This window comes from Helicobacter sp. (assembly GCF_022770205.1).
GTDB lineage: Bacteria > Campylobacterota > Campylobacteria > Campylobacterales > Helicobacteraceae > Helicobacter_D.
Map to the genome: position 1 here is coordinate 19,242 of NZ_JALEIK010000027.1, position 14,556 is coordinate 33,797.

The window sequence follows — 14,556 nt, forward strand, 5'->3', positions numbered from 1 at the left end:
GTTTTATTGCCTACTTTTGTTTAAGATAAGTGTTAAAAAGTGTGAAAAACTTTTCGTTTTGCTTTGGTGTGCCTATGGTTATTCTAATAGCGTTTAAACCATAGCTTGCTAGATTTCTAATAATCATCCCTTGTTTAAATAAATGCTCTGCAATTTCTGTGGAATTTATCGGTGTGTTAAAATAATAGGCGATGAAGTTTGCATAACTTGGCGTAAATTTAAAGCCTTTTTCTTTAGCAAAATTTTCAAATAAAGGCATTTGTTCTAAATTATTTTCTATGCTTTTTTTAAGATGTGCTTTGTCTTTTAGTGCTGCAAGGGCTGCTGCAAGCGATGGAGTGGTGACATTAAAAGGGGGGCGCAACTTCGCAAGTGCTTGGATGATTGTAGGATTTGCGATTCCATATCCTATGCGCATTCCGCCTAGTCCATAGACTTTAGAAAATGTGCCTGTGTAAATCACATTTGAAAAAGTATGAATCAATGCTTTTGGGTCAAGTGCTTTATTGGAATCCTTCGCTTTTGCGTATTCTTGGTATGCACCATCAATCACAACCAAGCAATTAGAATCAATCTGTCTTAAAAAATCAAAGATTTCTTTAGCATCTAAGCATTCTCCTAGCGGATTATTGGGAGTGCAAAGAAAAATGATTGCAGGCTTATGCAAGCTATAAGCGTCTAAAAATTCTTCTAAATTATGTGTAGGGCTTGGCGTGCGTATGATTTCAGCTCCAATGGCTTTTGCATAGATTTCATACATTGCAAAAGTGGTTTTTGCCATTAAGACTTTGCTTGTGTGGTTTGCTTTAGCGTGGAGACAAAATTCAAGGATTTGATCGCTTCCTGCACCAATAATTAGAGTGTCTTTTGCCACATTAAAATGTTTTGCTAAGGCTTCTTTGAGCGCATACATAGAATCATCAGGATAGAAATGCGCATCTTGTGCAACTTTAATGATTGCTTCTATTGCCTTTTTGCTAGCCCCTAGCGGATTTTCATTAGATGCAAGTTTAACCACTGCATCTTTTGAGATTCCATATTCTCTTACCACAAGTTCAATAGGCAGCCCTGCTTCATATGTTTTAATGGAATCTAAAGTTGCATTAAAAGTCATTGTTTAAAACCCCAAGAAAAATAATCAGTTATTGTAGCAAAAAAATTAATAAAGCACAAAAACTATAAAATCATCCGCATCGTATCAATGAATTGATTAATATTGCCTTGCGTAACATAGTAATCTACACCTTTTTTCCTGATGTCTGTAAGTGCGATGTTGCTAGTGTTTTTGGGGAGGATTGCGCAAAATTTTGGAGTGCAGAGAGTTGTGCTAAAGAGTTCAATATATTTTTGTATAAAACTTAGAATATTCATTTCACACACTTCCCATTCCATAATGACAATGTGGTAATCCACAGGATTAGAAATGCTTAAATGGTTGTATGGGTCATTAGAAGTTGTGATTTGTAAATCCTTATCAAAATTTTTCAAATATTCTTTATAACGCCTGCTATCGTCTTTTGAGCTTTGGATTAAGAGAATGTTTTTTTTAGAAAAGGTTTCTAGGTATTTTAAAAGATTAAAGAGTTCTTTAATTTCATTGCGGATTTTGTTTTTATCTAGGCTGTATAAAAAGTATTTTAGAAATGTTTTTGAGCTATAAGTGCCTGTGATTCCAGCCTTGATAAAAAACCTTCTTACGCTTAAACTGCGCTTTGCTCTTTCCCAAAGTAATGTGTCTAAATCATAGGCTTTTGCATTTAGGAGTTTGATAAAATCTTGTTTTAGTGTGTTTGTTAGCGGGAGATAGTTTCTTAAAAATGTTTCAAAATGCTCTTTGGAGAATGTATCCCTTGCTTGAGTGGCTTTAGCAAGCTTCTCTTTCTCTTCAGAGAGATATTGGAGCAAATCTACATAGCGTTTGCGGAGTTTTTTAAGATTGCTTAGGGCTTGTGCGTAGGCGGCGCTGTTTGTATCGGTGCGTTTTGCAAATTGATCTTCCATAGTTTTTAGTGCTGTTCCCATAGTGGATTGTTGGATTGTTGTGCTTTTGATTAGGGATTGTGTGCTTTCAATGAGTTCTTCCATTTTTACAAATTCTATTTGGCGCGCTAAAAAAATTTTTTGATAGGAGTATTGCGGAGGATAAGAGACTTTTTTAGCAAAGGATTCGTATTCTCTATCCAATGCACTAAGCTCTGATTTTAGGCTTGTTAAAGTGGCATTTGAAATGGTGCTATCTAGCTCAAAGAGATTATTATAAGCGGTAAATAAAAAGCGTTTAATGCGTAAAAAATCTAAATCTTTTTTAGAGTCAATGTCTTTTTTGTGGTGCTTAATGAGATTTTCAACACCGCCAAAATGCTCATAAATGCACTCTTTAATGCTATGTGTTTGGCGGATGGTAAAAGCTTGATTGGGATTTTTTTTAGGACGCACGAGAATGACTTGTATTTTGTCGTTGTTGAGTTCAAATTCAACTTCCATATTGGGTGTGATGTCTTTAAAATCTGCATCCCATACGCTCAAATCAAATGCAAAGCGTCGTTTATTGCGCGCTTGTTCAATCAAACCGCTTTTTGTTTGTGTGTTTAGTCCAATTAAATAACCAACCATTCCCTTAACCCTTTAAAAGCTAAAACATTTCAATTATATTAAAGACGCAAAAAGGGCAAAACGCCCGCAGTTAGAATCTCGCCGATAGGAGAAAAAGCTTGCATCGCAGCAAGTGCATTGTGGAGCGATGCTGTAGTTTTTGAGAGTGTATGTTTCTAATTGTGCTTTAATGGTGGCAATTAAATCTAAATAAAGTTTTCCATTACGCAAAATTCTGCCTTTTTCTAAAATATCCCCGTTAAAAACCTCTTCTTTTACTTCATAGCAACAATTTCTAATGGAAGGTCCAACAAAGATAAAAATAGCACTTAAGCAACTATGGAATCGCTTTTGTAAAAGCTCTAGTGCATTAATTAGGATTCCATTTTGTAAGCCAACACGCCCAGCGTGGAGTAAAATTAGAATCTTTTTTTGTGTATCAAAAAGCAAAATAGGATTACAATCTGCAACCATAACCATACCGATAATGCCTTTTTGTGTGATTAAGATTCCATCTCCTTTGCCTAAAAATCCTCCCGATTTTGCTTCTATGATAGTGTTTCCGTGTATTTGATGGAGATAGGCTAGGTTTTCTAATTGAAAAGGCGAGATTAAGGCACTTCTGTTTTGTAGAATACTCTCTTTAGAATCACTGCCAAAGGCAACATTAAGCGGAGCGTGGCTTAGGAATGCAGAAACGCCATTAGGTGTTTTGATATGTGTTTTTTGTGTGCATATAGTGGGATAAGGTTTTAAAGTGTTATTTGGAATCATAATTCTTGGTCATAATCTGCATAGTTTTGCATAATTAAATAAGTCCCTTTGGAGATGTCTAATAAAGGATTTGGTGAGAGATTAATCTTTATTTTTAATTCTTCTTCTAAATAGTCTTTTAGTCCCTGCATCAAGGCTAATCCTCCTGTTAGCACTGCTCCATCGTCAATTAAATCCGGTGCAACTTGTGGTGGAGCTTCGTGGATGGCTTCTAAAATCACACGCTTGATTTTTTCCATACTTTTTAAGAGGAGATTTTTAAAGTCATTAAGCTGTAATTCATAGGCAATGGGCATTCCGTTGATGAGGTTTTTTGCGCTAATGTTAATGCTAGGATTATCTGAGAAGACATTGATGCTATGTTTAATGTTCTCTGCGATATCTTTACTAATGCTAATGCTTTTGTTGTGGCGACAAAATTCCATAATGGCATAATCCATAAAATCTCCTGCCTCTTTAGTGAAGGCACTTGTTACAAGCCCTCCTAAAGAAATGATGCTAGCTTCTACAAGCCCCCCGCCAGCGTCAATAACCATTTTTGCGCGTGCAGTGCTAATATCAAGCCCAGCACCTACACTAGCACTAAAGGGATATTCTATCAAAAAAACTTCCTTTGCGCCTGCAAGCATTGTGGCTTCATACAAAGAGTGGCGTTCTACTTGCGTCAAATTTTGAGGAATGCTGATTCCAACTCTAGGGGCTAAAGAGTTTGTTTTTCCTTTCTCAATCAAGGCTTGCATAAAGATTTTTGTGGTTTCAAAATCACTAATTGCTCCTTTTGAAATGGGATTAATCACGCTAATTTCTCGTGGCGCACGCCCTAGCATTTTTTTTGCGTGATTGCCAATAGCTAGTGTGCGTGTGCTGTTGTATTTATTTTCTAGTGCAATGCAGGTTGCTTCGCAAAATAGCACTTCATCAGTATTGTTGCGCACAATGGTATTTGCTGTCCCTAAATCCACTGCAATATCGGTTCTATCAAATAAAGCCATAAAATCCCAATCTAAATTTTTGGGGAATTATACATTAATAAATAGTAAATTTTATGCGTTTTTGTTATAATGGAGGCGGGTTTATTGGATTTTGCTAGTGAGTTTAGGCAAATTTAAATGATTGCAAGGGTTTTTAATGTTTATTTTTCTGTGTTATGCGTTATTTTTGAGTGTTCCAAAGATTGTTTTGTCTGTGCTTCAGTTAGGTTTTTTAAAACAAGAGGGCGCAAAAGAGCCTTATATCTTAGAGAGAACAAAATTCATCCAAGCTGCGCGCTATGCAACTTTGCGTGAGAGATTAAGCATCATAAGCACGCTTTTGGATTTAGGGTTTGTTGGTTTTTGGCTTTTGTATGGATTTAGAGAGTTAGAAAATGTGCTAGATTTTTCCCCCTTAGTGGAATCTGTGGTATTTGTGCTTTGTTTTTTGGTGGTGCAAGCGTTGGTAGCTTTACCCTTAAGTGCGTATCAAACTTTAGTGGTGGATAGGGAGTTTGGCTTTGCTAAGGGGGGAGTGAAGCTTTTTATAAAGGATACTTTAAAATCTTTTGCGTTGCTTTTAGTAATTGGGGGAATCTTAATTTTTGCGTTTAGTTGGATGATTTTAAATGTGGAAAATTGGGAGCTTTATGCTTTTATATTGGGAGTTGTGTTGATTGTAAGTCTTAATATGCTTTATCCAATAGTCATTGCGCCTTTGTTTAATAAATTTTCACCTTTAGAAAATGCAGAGTTAAAAGAAGCGATTAATGCTTTGCTTGTGCGTGTTGGATTTAAAAGTGAGGGTGTGTTTGTGATGGATGCTTCTAAAAGAGATGGACGATTGAATGCCTATTTTGCTGGGCTTGGGAGAGCAAAAAGAGTGATTTTGTTTGATACGCTATTAGATAAGATTTCTCCTGCATCACTCTTAGCGGTGTTAGGACACGAATTAGGACATTTTAAGCACTATGATCTTTATAAAATGATGGTGTTCATTCTTGGATTCTTTGCCATTCTTGTGTTTTTTGTGGCAAATCTACCAGAGGCACTTTTTGCTAGTGCAAACTTAGAAGTAAGCGCGCAAGCAAATCTTGTCTTTTTATTGATTTTAAGTGCGCCTTTTGGATTTTATTTTATGCTTATAGTGAATTTTTTAAGTTGTAAAAATGAGTTTAATGCGGATAAATTTGGAGCAAGTTTAACAACAAAGGAAGATTTAGCAAATGCTTTGCTTGTGCTTGTTAAAGAGAATAATTCCTTTCCACTTGCACATCCTTTATATATGCGTTTTTATTATAGCCATCCGCCCTTAATGGCAAGGCTTATTGCTTTAGATTGTGGGCATTTGGGAAAAAGTGTAGCATAGGGGTGAAGGGTAAAGATGCGTGGAACTATTGCAGGATTGTTAAATGTTGGCACACAGATTCTGCAACACAATGCAATAATGCGCCCACGCTTAGAAGCAGAGGTTTTATTAGGCTTTGTGTTGGGGCTACAAAGAGTGGAGTTGCACGCACATTTTGATCGCATTGTGGAATCTTTTTTTGTAGAATCGTATTTTAGGCTGCTTAAACGCCGCGCAAATCACGAGCCTATGGAGTATTTAATAGAAAAGGTGAGTTTTTATGGCGAGGAGCTATACATTTCTTATGGTGCTTTGATTCCGCGTCCTGAAACAGAGATTTTAGTGGATAAAGCATTGCAATTAATTTTAGATAAAGATTGTAAAAATATTGCAGAAATTGGTGTGGGAAGTGGCGCGATTAGCGTGATGCTAGCGCATTTAAGCAAGGATTTAAAAAGCGATTCCAACTTTTATGCTAGCGATATTTCCCCTGAAGCCTTGTTTAATGCCTGTGTGAATAGGGAAAAATTTAGGGTGAAAAATTTAAGTTTGCATTTGGGTGCGTATTTGGATTTTAATGCAAAGCTTAGGATTAATTTTGATGTTTTGGTGTCAAATCCGCCTTATATTAAAGAAGGCGAGATGCTTCCAAAATCTCTATCCTATGAGCCACAAAAAGCACTTTTTGGAGGGGAGAAGGGTGATGAGATGCTGTGCCATATTATTGACTTGGCGCAAGAGAATCGCATTCCATATTTGCTTTGTGAGATGGGCTATAATCAAAAAGAGAGCATTAAGGTGCATTTAAGCAATATCCCCCATAAAAGTGTGGAGTTTTATAAGGATTTAGCGGGGCTAGATCGTGGCTTTGTGATTAGTTTTTAGCGATTCCTATGTAAAGATAACTCCATCAATTCCGTATTCTATGGCGTTTTCAATTTGCTTCTCTTGTGTGATGCACAACAATATCTTTGCGTCAAAGAGATAGGTTTCTGCAAGTTTTTGTAAATGCCTTGCAAATGTTAAGTCAGAAGTTAGTAAGTAGTGTGCGCCTAGATTAATCAAAAGCATCGCTTCTGTAATATTTGCTGGGATAACTCCAAAGTTTAGATGGTTGTCTTGGCAGTATTTTGCCAATTGTAAAAGTGTAGTAGAGTCGCTATGGGTTAAGATTAAAAAATCATTTGGCAATGTATTTTGGATTTTAGTTTTTTCTGTTGCAAAAATAAGATTTAAAGGTGTGATTAAGGGGTGGTTTAAGATTAGCATTGTGCGCATTCCTTGGAGCAATAGTATTTGCCATCTTGAAGAATTGCTTCATCGCTTGAAACATAAGTGCCACATTTTGAGCATTCTAATAGAATGGAATCTTTTTGATGTTTTTTTTCTTTGTCTTCTTGTTTTGGGGATTTTGGTTTTTTAAAAAAGAAATAATAGATTCCAACAATGCAGAGTGCAAAAATAATCCATTTTAACATAAAATATCCTTTCCATTAATGATAAGATATTGCGATAGAGTGTGTGCAAAGCGTGAGTGTTTTAGTCCTTTTGGCAATTCATTTTCTACATTTGAGCCTTTATAGAGTAAAAGTGTTGTGTCATTTTTGATGCAATGCTTGCATTTTTCCAAAAGCATTTTCACATCAAAAGCTGCTCTTGAAGTGATGAAATCAGGCAAGCTTTCAAGGTTTAAGGATTCTATTTTTTTGCGCGCAATGCTTAGGTGTGTTAGTTTTAAATGGGCTTTTATGTTTTGTAAAAAGGAGGCTTTTTTGGCGTTTGGCTCACATAAAATTGTTGGAATCTCAAGGGCAATGTGTAAAGGAATGGCAGGAAAGCCATTGCCGCTACCAATGTCAAGCAGTAAATGTTTATTATTCAAATTAACTTTACTTAAAGGATACAAAGAGTTTTCAATATTTTTTTGAATACTTTTAGCATCTTTTGCACCACTTAGGCTATGGATTGCATTCCAAGAGAGTAGCATTTGTGTGTAGTTTTCTAAAAGTTCTTGTTGTTTGTGATTAAGTTGCATTGTATCTCTTATAAAATTAGCATTCCATCGCCATAGGAATAAAAGCGATAGTTGTTTGCAATGGCTTCTTTATAAAGACTTAAGGTTTGTTCCAATCCGATAAAAGAGGCAACTAGCATTAAAAGCGTAGTTTTTGGCAGATGGAAGTTGGTTAAAAGTGCGTGGGTGGCTTTTGGTGGGTTTTGTGGGTGTAAAAATAAATCGCACTCTCCATTTAATGCTTTGCCTTCTTTAAAAGCTTCACTTCTTGCATAGGCTTCAATTGTGCGTGTTGCAGTTGTGCCAATGGCGGTGATGTGTTTTGCGTCTTTGATTTTTGTTGCGGAATCTTGGGGTATAAAAAAGGATTCCGTGTGCATTTTATGCTCTAAAATATTCTCTGTGCTAACCCCAATAAATGTTCCTGCGCCTATATGCAGAGTGATTTCTGCCGTGTTAAAATGCGCTTTTAAAGACGCATAAGACTCTTTGCTAAAATGCAAGGAAGCAGTGGGAGCAGCAATTGCTCCTATGTGCCTAGCAAACACACTTTGGTAGTCTTCCTTGTCTGCTATTGTGGCATTGCGCTTGATGTAAGGGGGCAGGGGAATGCGTCCGTTATGTTCTAAAAAAGTAAAGAAATCATTGCAACTTAGCGGAATCTCTTCATTTTCTTGTAGGGTAAAAAACTCCGCTTCTTTAAATCCGATTCCAATATTTTGGCTTAAAATCCTAGCATAGACTCTACCAAAGGCAATAATGCTGCCTATTTTTAAACGCCCTTTAAATTGCATTAAATAGCGATTTTTATCAAGTTCTTTATGGAATAATGCTTCAATTTTTGCTCCACCTTGTGTGGAATCTTTTTTAGAGTTTTGCAGGATTTTTTTACCATAGATTCTAGCAGGTAGGACTTTCGTGTTGTTAAACACAAGTAAGGTGTTTTTTGGTAAAAAGCTTGCAAAATCCTTAAAAGTGCTATGTGTAATGCTGCAATTCTTGCGGTTAAACACAAGCAATTTTGCTGCTTCTTTTGGGTGAATGGGTTTTGTTGCAATGCACTCTTTTGGAAGTGTGTAGTTGTAACTTGAGAGTAGGGTATCCATTAGTCTTCTTGTGGCTCTTCTTTATAGGGATTTACCATTTTTGCAATTATAATAGAAAGCCCATAGAGCAAGGTTAAGGGGATTGCCATTAAGAATTGTGAGAGCATATCAGGGGGAGTTAGAAGGGCTGCTAGGACAAAGATAAGCACAATGGCAAATTTAAAGTAGCTTTTTAGTGTTTTATCTGTTACTAGTCCAATTTTTGCTAGAAAAAATGTAACCACTGGGAGTTCAAAAGATACACCAAAGCCTACCATCAATTTTGCAAAAAATCCTACATAATCCCCAATGCTAGGAAGGGCAGTAAAAAGTTGGCTACCAAAATTGATTAAATATCCAAAACCTATGGGGAAGGCAATGTAATAAGCAAAGGCACAGCCACATAAAAAGAAAAATGTCCCAAAAATCACAAAAGGAAGCACAAGTTTTTTTTCATTTTCATAAAGTCCGGGGGCTACAAATGCCCAAATTTGCCAAAAAATTACAGGCAGTGCGAAAATAAAACCGCTAAAAAACGCCACTTTAATGGCTGTGAAAAATGCCTCACCAACTTGAGTGAAAATCACACTCTCACGCCCTTTTGGCAAGGCAGTGCTTAAGGGTGCTACCATCCAATCTAAAATGATTTCCCAAAAATAAAACGACGCTGCAAATGTGATAGTAAGGGCGATTGCAATGCGGATTAAACAGCGGCGTAAATCTTGGATATGGGGCTTTAAATCTTCAAGCATTAAGATTCCTTGTGTCTTGTGGAGTTGTTTCAAGGTTTAGGGTGGCTGTGCTAGTGTTTGGTTTGGATTCCTCTGTGTTTTGTGAAGTTTTAGCTTCTGTTTGGGGGCTTAATGCAGAATCTTTTTTTTGGTTTTGTAGCTCTTGTGGTAGAATTTGTTGCGTTGGGGTTTTAGAATCCTCTAAAAGCGTTGCATCTAAATCAAGTGTTTTTAAATCCAGCTCTTTTGTTAGATTGTGCGCTTCTTGTGTGATGCTATTTTTATAAGCTAAGGCTTCTTCTTTAATTTTATTAAGATTAATCTCCCTATCTAAGCTTTCTTTTGCCTCCTCCATTGTTTTTTTGATGGCACGAAAGAGTTTTGCTATATCCACAAGTGCTTTTGGTAATTTTTCTGGTCCTAGAAAGATGATTGCCACAACGGCAATCATTAAAATTTCAAAAAATCCCATTCCAAACATTGCTAAATTGCCTTTTTTGTTAGCTGTTGGGATTTTATCTAATTTTGGAATAAAGTGTGCTTAGAAAAGTTTAGAATTTTACTAAGAAGGTGTAACAATGGATAGAATTTTAAGCAAGGTAATGTTTGGAAAAGTGCTATTTATGGCGTCATTAGTTGGGGTTTTATTTGGGTTTAGTGGGTGTATTTCTCCTAAAGCAGATGCGTTTTTACTAGGTGTTGGGCTTGGTTCTGCAACAACGGCGTATTTTTTAAAAGGGGGAAGCATTGCGGGGTATAGTTTGCACTCTTTTCAAAATGGGAGTAAGAATCCTACCACACAACAACACAGGGATTTTTCAATCCCTAGTGAGCTAGAGTGGCAATATATGGGAGAAGAGATTTTTTCTCAAACACAACAAGCACAAGGGAGATTTTAAAAGGCTAAAGGCGTGGGTCTGCAATTTTACCTGCAATTGCACTTATTGCAGCAACTGCGGAATTTGCAAGATACACTTCAGAGTTTCTAGCTCCCATTCTGCCTACAAAATTGCGGTTTGTGGTAGAAACACAGCGTTCATTATCCCCTAAGATTCCCATATACCCGCCAAGGCACGCACCACAGGTGGGATTTGATAGGAGTGCGCCGGAATCCAAAAGAATATCAATATAACCTAGTTTATGGGCATCTTTGTAGATTTGTTGTGTGCCTGGAGTGATGATTAAACGCACATCTTTATGCACCTTTTTGCCCTTTAGAATCTCGCTTGCAATTTTTAAATCACTTAAGCGTCCATTTGTGCAACTGCCAATGAAAACTTGGTCAATTTTTAAATTATCTCTAACCGCTTGTGTGATGCTTTTGCCATTGCTAGGTAAAAAGGGATAGGCGACTACTGGTTCAAGCTTGCTAATATCAATGGTTAGGGTGCGTGTGTAGGTGGCATCTAAGTCTGAAAAAAATTCTTTTGGCTTTGCGCGCAAATTTGGGCGACTTGCTAGAAACTCGCGCGTGATGGAATCTGGAGCGATGATTCCATTTTTAGCCCCTGCTTCAATTGCCATATTACAAAGAGAAAATCTATCATCCATATTCAAATAAGAAATTCCTTCACCGCAAAACTCTAAGGCTTCATAAAGTGCGCCATCAACGCCAATTTGGCGGATGATTTCTAGGATTAAGTCCTTGCCATAAATGTGTTGTGCAGGTTTTCCAATAAATTCTACTTTAATGGAGCTTGGCACTTTAAACCAATTGCGTCCTGTAACCATTGCATAGGCTAAATCTGTGCTACCCATTCCTGTGCTAAAAGCCCCTAATGCGCCGTGTGTGCAAGTGTGAGAGTCTGCTCCAATAATCACATCTCCGCTAACTACTAAGCCTTTTTCTGGCAAAAGGGCGTGCTCAATCCCCATATCTTTTTCATCAAAGAAATGTTTAAGATTGTGCTTTTTTGCAAAATCACGGCTAATTCTTGCTTGATTTGCACTTGCGATGTCTTTTGCTGGGATAAAATGGTCCATTACAATGCAAAATCCATCAGGGTTTGCTAATCTTTCTGCACCACTCTCTTCAAATGCTTTGATAGAAAGCGGTGTTGTGATGTCATTGCCTATAACCATATCAATGGGAGAATCTACAATATCTCCTGCATAAACTTCTTTTTTTGTATGTTCTGAAAAAATCTTTTCTGTAATTGTCTGTCCCATTTTTACTCCTTTAAAGATTTAATGTATTTTTAAAGTGCCGTTGGATTTCTAAAATTTTTTGTTTTTGCAGATAAAAACTATTGGGATTTGCTACTAAATATGCGCTAATATCCATAATCGTGTGATCAATTTTTAAATTGTTTTGGCGCATTGTATCGCCCGTTTCTACTAAATCTACAATTGCATCTGCCATTCCTACAAGGGGGGCTAGTTCAATAGAGCCATAGAGTTTAATGATTTCTATGTTCATTGCTTTTTGCGCAAAAAAGGCTTTGGTGATGTTTATCATTTTTGTAGCAATTCTTAGATTGGGATTTGCAAAGCTAAAGGCATAAGAGTTTGGAGAGCCAATACACACGCGACATTTTCCAAAACCTAAATCAAGCAAGCGCACAAGGGGGCTTTTTTGCTCTTCTAGCACATCAAGTCCTACCACCCCAATGTCTGCTGCTCCGCGCTCTACATAGGCTGGGACATCTTGGTTTCTTACAAGCATAAAGCTAAAATTGTCTTTTTGTAAAATGAGCTTGCGATCTTCAAATTGCAAGGATGCTTGCAAAAGGTGTTCAAAAATTTTTAGCGTTTTTTCTGCATTGCGCCCTTTTGGTAATGCAACCCTAATCATAAGTAAATCCCTTTTGCGGTGAAATTTGTTTCAATTGCCTTTTGCATCCCTTTAAAAACAAGTAAATCATCATAAAAGCAGTTTTTAAAGAAATGCGAAAGAAACTTGCCATCGCCCCCTGTGAAATGGATTTTTTTATTTTTGGATGTGGTTTGTAGGATTAAAATGATGGATTTTAGCATTCCATAACTGATAGCATCTTTTGTGTTTTGTGGAAATGTGTGCAAATCCACAGCAAGATTGACTTCTTGGTCTAAAATGGCGATATTGTTAAACATTTTACGATATTGCGCAATTCCGGGCATTATAAAACCACCCAAATGAATGCCTTGATGCATAATATCAATGGTTAAAGCACTTCCAGCATCCACAATCACGCCATCATCAATTGCCATACAAGCTGCTATTCTATCTACCCCTAAGCCTTTGTAGGTTGTGTCAAGATTTAAATGATTGCATAAATCAAAGCAGCGCTTATGCGAGCGCAGAAGTGCATTTGTGGAATCTTTATTGACGCTGATGTAAATAATCGTTTCTTTGGGATCTTTTGGCGTTAGCGCACTTTTGTCTTCCTTCCAGATTCTTCCGCAATAATAAAAATGCAAAAAGCTATTTCCAATATCGCAAAGAATCATACAAGACACCTATTGAATGTTAAAAAAGCGATTACCAATGAAGATTTTTCCAGCAGCAGAAAATGTTGGCTCTGTGATTGGTTTAGGTAATCTTTGGATTCTGCTTGTTTGTAAATCATCATCAACGCTAATCATATAACCTTGTGTCTCAAGCACTACAATATCTTTTCCGTGGTTTGTTGCAGAAAAATGCGCAAAGGGAAATTTTATGCGGCGTGTTTCGTTTAAATCTCTATCTGTTAGAATAATCTCACCTTCATTAGAGAAAATAAAGATTCTATCTTCAAAAAACAAAAGATCTTTAATGTTAGCATCAAAGGTGTTAATGATATTTGGACTCACAGAAATGACACGCTTAGGAGTTGCTGCTACCATACGGCTTCCAATAGCCTCTAAAAAAATGACATTATTAAAGAATTTATCGCCATTAACGACAATATTTCTAACAAGGCGCATACTTACTTTATCCACAATAATCAGCTTACCATCTAGTGTAGGAATCACTACAATATCGCTCAAAAAATAAGGAGAAGCGATGAGTGTATTGTTTGCTGGAGCAGGGACATTATCTTGGCGATACACAATTTGCATACGCTTTAAATCATAAATTGCAATGGTGTTTGTGTCAAAGATGATTGCGATTAAATTGTCTTCTTTTGAAGCACTAATTGGAATACTCTCAAGCTCAATTGTTGTTTCTTCTTTAGTGTTTTTGTTAATTAGCACTAGTGATTTTTTGTGTTGTATGATGTAATGCTCTTCTGTTTGGTTAAGATATTTTGAATCTCTACTGAGTCTAATGTCTGGGATTTCTGCGTGCTTTGTAATGAATTGTCCATTCAGAAGTGTTGCGCCATTGCGCACAATAGAGCTAATCCACGCTGGAGAAGAGCCATCATAAAGCACAGAGCCTTCTACATTTTTTTCAGGTTTGAAATAATATTTAGAGCCACAACCACTGAATAATAAAGCTCCCACAATGCTTAAAAAGCCAAGTTTTAAAGTTTGCTTTAAAAGACTATTTTGCATAATCTACTCCTTTAATGCTAAGATGTGTAAGTGCATTTGTAAGGTCGCGAATTGGAGAATCGTTTTTGATCTTTGCTAAAATTTCTTTGGCTTTTTGCAAGTTTCCTGCTTGAATCTCTAAAAATGCAGCTTGTAAATAGCTAAAATCTCCGCTGTTTTGAGAATTTAGTGCATTTAAATCTTGATGCAGTGAGGCATTTTGTGTTTTTGCAAATTGCGCAATAATGGAATCTTTGGAAGATTCTAAAGTTTTTAATGCAGTTGTATCGTTAGTCTTTAGTGCATTTTGAAAAAGATATAAATCGTATAATCTACTTTTAGAGTTTTTTAGCATTACAAGGGCATTTTCATCCCCTTGTAATGCTTTTTCATACGCATTGGCTAAGTTTTGTTGCTTGTTTTCTTGGTAATAGTTATTGCTAATATAACCTATGGCAATGATAATAAGGATTCCAAGCAGTGTAAAGAGTGCAAGCTTGTAACGCTTAAACCAATTTTCAAGACGCAAAAGCCCTTCTAACATTTTTTCATCGTTGTTAATTTCTTCTTTGATGTATTCTACATTTTGTTTTAAGCTCAAATG

At 36.6% G+C, this 14,556-nt stretch carries 18 protein-coding genes; 3 read left to right on the top strand and 15 right to left on the bottom strand.

Translation table 11 applies throughout. The features are described 5' to 3' along the window. Positions 1 to 10: 10 nt before the first annotated feature. From hisC to MRZ19_RS05510, 4 genes are all read right to left on the bottom strand, one after another. Positions 11 to 1,114, bottom strand: coding sequence for a histidinol-phosphate transaminase (gene hisC / locus MRZ19_RS05495; protein ID WP_291031181.1), 1,104 nt, complete (start codon positions 1,112 to 1,114; stop codon positions 11 to 13). A gap of 62 nt (positions 1,115 to 1,176) precedes the next feature. After that, the gene (locus tag MRZ19_RS05500) at positions 1,177 to 2,613 is read right to left on the bottom strand and encodes a hypothetical protein (RefSeq protein ID WP_291031183.1); all 1,437 of its coding nucleotides are present in this window, start codon (positions 2,611 to 2,613) and stop codon (positions 1,177 to 1,179) included. 33 nt (positions 2,614 to 2,646) lie between these two features. Beyond that, positions 2,647 to 3,366, bottom strand: coding sequence for a polyphenol oxidase family protein (locus tag MRZ19_RS05505; RefSeq protein ID WP_291031185.1), 720 nt, complete (start codon positions 3,364 to 3,366; stop codon positions 2,647 to 2,649). Beyond that, positions 3,363 to 4,358, bottom strand: coding sequence for a rod shape-determining protein (locus MRZ19_RS05510; protein ID WP_291031187.1), 996 nt, complete (start codon positions 4,356 to 4,358; stop codon positions 3,363 to 3,365). Before MRZ19_RS05510 ends, MRZ19_RS05505 begins: the two co-directional genes overlap by 4 nt. 136 nt (positions 4,359 to 4,494) lie before the next feature. On the opposite strand from MRZ19_RS05510, the gene MRZ19_RS05515 reads away from it, so the two are divergent. Then, a complete protein-coding gene (locus MRZ19_RS05515; protein WP_291031189.1) occupies positions 4,495 to 5,706 on the top strand; it encodes a M48 family metallopeptidase in 1,212 nt (403 codons plus the stop codon). A gap of 15 nt (positions 5,707 to 5,721) precedes the next feature. Further along, the gene (locus tag MRZ19_RS05520) at positions 5,722 to 6,570 is read left to right on the top strand and encodes a HemK/PrmC family methyltransferase (RefSeq protein WP_291031191.1); all 849 of its coding nucleotides are present in this window, start codon (positions 5,722 to 5,724) and stop codon (positions 6,568 to 6,570) included. 6 nt (positions 6,571 to 6,576) lie between these two features. On the opposite strand, the gene MRZ19_RS05525 is transcribed toward MRZ19_RS05520, so the two are convergent. From MRZ19_RS05525 to tatB, 6 genes are read right to left on the bottom strand one after another with little or no spacing between them, the layout of a single operon-like run. Next, positions 6,577 to 6,954 carry a hypothetical protein gene (locus MRZ19_RS05525; RefSeq protein ID WP_291031193.1) on the bottom strand — a complete coding sequence of 126 codons (378 nt, stop codon included), beginning with the start codon at positions 6,952 to 6,954 and terminating at the stop codon, positions 6,577 to 6,579. Beyond that, positions 6,948 to 7,163, bottom strand: a complete 216-nt coding sequence (locus tag MRZ19_RS05530) for a PP0621 family protein (RefSeq protein ID WP_291031195.1) — start codon at positions 7,161 to 7,163, stop codon at positions 6,948 to 6,950. The genes MRZ19_RS05525 and MRZ19_RS05530 overlap by 7 nt, the downstream gene beginning before the upstream one ends. Further along, positions 7,157 to 7,720 carry a 16S rRNA (guanine(527)-N(7))-methyltransferase RsmG gene (rsmG, locus tag MRZ19_RS05535; RefSeq protein ID WP_291031197.1) on the bottom strand — a complete coding sequence of 188 codons (564 nt, stop codon included), beginning with the start codon at positions 7,718 to 7,720 and terminating at the stop codon, positions 7,157 to 7,159. The genes MRZ19_RS05530 and rsmG overlap by 7 nt, the downstream gene beginning before the upstream one ends. Before the next feature lie 8 nt (positions 7,721 to 7,728). Continuing rightward, positions 7,729 to 8,805, bottom strand: coding sequence for a tRNA preQ1(34) S-adenosylmethionine ribosyltransferase-isomerase QueA (queA, locus tag MRZ19_RS05540; RefSeq protein ID WP_291031199.1), 1,077 nt, complete (start codon positions 8,803 to 8,805; stop codon positions 7,729 to 7,731). Continuing rightward, a complete protein-coding gene (gene tatC / locus MRZ19_RS05545; RefSeq protein WP_291031201.1) occupies positions 8,805 to 9,536 on the bottom strand; it encodes a twin-arginine translocase subunit TatC in 732 nt (243 codons plus the stop codon). Before tatC ends, queA begins: the two co-directional genes overlap by 1 nt. Continuing rightward, positions 9,529 to 9,996, bottom strand: a complete 468-nt coding sequence (gene tatB, locus MRZ19_RS05550) for a Sec-independent protein translocase protein TatB (protein ID WP_291031204.1) — start codon at positions 9,994 to 9,996, stop codon at positions 9,529 to 9,531. Before tatB ends, tatC begins: the two co-directional genes overlap by 8 nt. Positions 9,997 to 10,093: 97 nt before the next feature. Here tatB and MRZ19_RS05555 point away from each other — a divergent pair, with 97 nt between their 5' ends. After that, positions 10,094 to 10,414 (top strand): hypothetical protein, encoded by a 321-nt coding sequence (locus MRZ19_RS05555; protein WP_291031206.1) that lies wholly within the window; start codon positions 10,094 to 10,096, stop codon positions 10,412 to 10,414. 4 nt (positions 10,415 to 10,418) lie between these two features. On the opposite strand, the gene MRZ19_RS05560 is transcribed toward MRZ19_RS05555, so the two are convergent. From MRZ19_RS05560 to MRZ19_RS05580, 5 genes are read right to left on the bottom strand one after another with little or no spacing between them, the layout of a single operon-like run. After that, the gene (locus MRZ19_RS05560) at positions 10,419 to 11,684 is read right to left on the bottom strand and encodes a 3-isopropylmalate dehydratase large subunit (RefSeq protein WP_291031208.1); all 1,266 of its coding nucleotides are present in this window, start codon (positions 11,682 to 11,684) and stop codon (positions 10,419 to 10,421) included. A gap of 10 nt (positions 11,685 to 11,694) precedes the next feature. Further along, a complete protein-coding gene (gene hisG / locus MRZ19_RS05565; RefSeq protein WP_291031210.1) occupies positions 11,695 to 12,309 on the bottom strand; it encodes an ATP phosphoribosyltransferase in 615 nt (204 codons plus the stop codon). Further along, a complete protein-coding gene (locus tag MRZ19_RS05570) occupies positions 12,306 to 12,944 on the bottom strand; it encodes a type III pantothenate kinase (protein WP_291031212.1) in 639 nt (212 codons plus the stop codon). Before MRZ19_RS05570 ends, hisG begins: the two co-directional genes overlap by 4 nt. A gap of 9 nt (positions 12,945 to 12,953) precedes the next feature. Beyond that, positions 12,954 to 13,973, bottom strand: a complete 1,020-nt coding sequence (locus MRZ19_RS05575; protein WP_291031214.1) for a hypothetical protein — start codon at positions 13,971 to 13,973, stop codon at positions 12,954 to 12,956. Continuing rightward, positions 13,963 to 14,553 carry a hypothetical protein gene (locus MRZ19_RS05580; RefSeq protein WP_291031216.1) on the bottom strand — a complete coding sequence of 197 codons (591 nt, stop codon included), beginning with the start codon at positions 14,551 to 14,553 and terminating at the stop codon, positions 13,963 to 13,965. Before MRZ19_RS05580 ends, MRZ19_RS05575 begins: the two co-directional genes overlap by 11 nt. Between the last annotated feature and the right edge of the window lie 3 nt (positions 14,554 to 14,556).

Coding starts and splice junctions, on each gene's coding strand:
- hisG (WP_291031210.1), bottom strand. CDS start 12,309: ATGATTAGGGTTGCATTACCAAAAGGGCGCAATGCAGAAAAAACGCTA.
- MRZ19_RS05525 (WP_291031193.1), bottom strand. CDS start 6,954: ATGCTAATCTTAAACCACCCCTTAATCACACCTTTAAATCTTATTTTT.
- queA (WP_291031199.1), bottom strand. CDS start 8,805: ATGGATACCCTACTCTCAAGTTACAACTACACACTTCCAAAAGAGTGC.
- tatC (WP_291031201.1), bottom strand. CDS start 9,536: ATGCTTGAAGATTTAAAGCCCCATATCCAAGATTTACGCCGCTGTTTA.
- MRZ19_RS05530 (WP_291031195.1), bottom strand. CDS start 7,163: ATGTTAAAATGGATTATTTTTGCACTCTGCATTGTTGGAATCTATTAT.
- rsmG (WP_291031197.1), bottom strand. CDS start 7,720: ATGCAACTTAATCACAAACAACAAGAACTTTTAGAAAACTACACACAA.
- hisC (WP_291031181.1), bottom strand. CDS start 1,114: ATGACTTTTAATGCAACTTTAGATTCCATTAAAACATATGAAGCAGGG.
- MRZ19_RS05570 (WP_291031212.1), bottom strand. CDS start 12,944: ATGATTCTTTGCGATATTGGAAATAGCTTTTTGCATTTTTATTATTGC.
- MRZ19_RS05515 (WP_291031189.1), top strand. CDS start 4,495: ATGTTTATTTTTCTGTGTTATGCGTTATTTTTGAGTGTTCCAAAGATT.
- tatB (WP_291031204.1), bottom strand. CDS start 9,996: ATGTTTGGAATGGGATTTTTTGAAATTTTAATGATTGCCGTTGTGGCA.
- MRZ19_RS05520 (WP_291031191.1), top strand. CDS start 5,722: ATGCGTGGAACTATTGCAGGATTGTTAAATGTTGGCACACAGATTCTG.
- MRZ19_RS05500 (WP_291031183.1), bottom strand. CDS start 2,613: ATGGTTGGTTATTTAATTGGACTAAACACACAAACAAAAAGCGGTTTG.
- MRZ19_RS05575 (WP_291031214.1), bottom strand. CDS start 13,973: ATGCAAAATAGTCTTTTAAAGCAAACTTTAAAACTTGGCTTTTTAAGC.
- MRZ19_RS05560 (WP_291031208.1), bottom strand. CDS start 11,684: ATGGGACAGACAATTACAGAAAAGATTTTTTCAGAACATACAAAAAAA.
- MRZ19_RS05555 (WP_291031206.1), top strand. CDS start 10,094: ATGGATAGAATTTTAAGCAAGGTAATGTTTGGAAAAGTGCTATTTATG.
- MRZ19_RS05510 (WP_291031187.1), bottom strand. CDS start 4,358: ATGGCTTTATTTGATAGAACCGATATTGCAGTGGATTTAGGGACAGCA.
- MRZ19_RS05505 (WP_291031185.1), bottom strand. CDS start 3,366: ATGATTCCAAATAACACTTTAAAACCTTATCCCACTATATGCACACAA.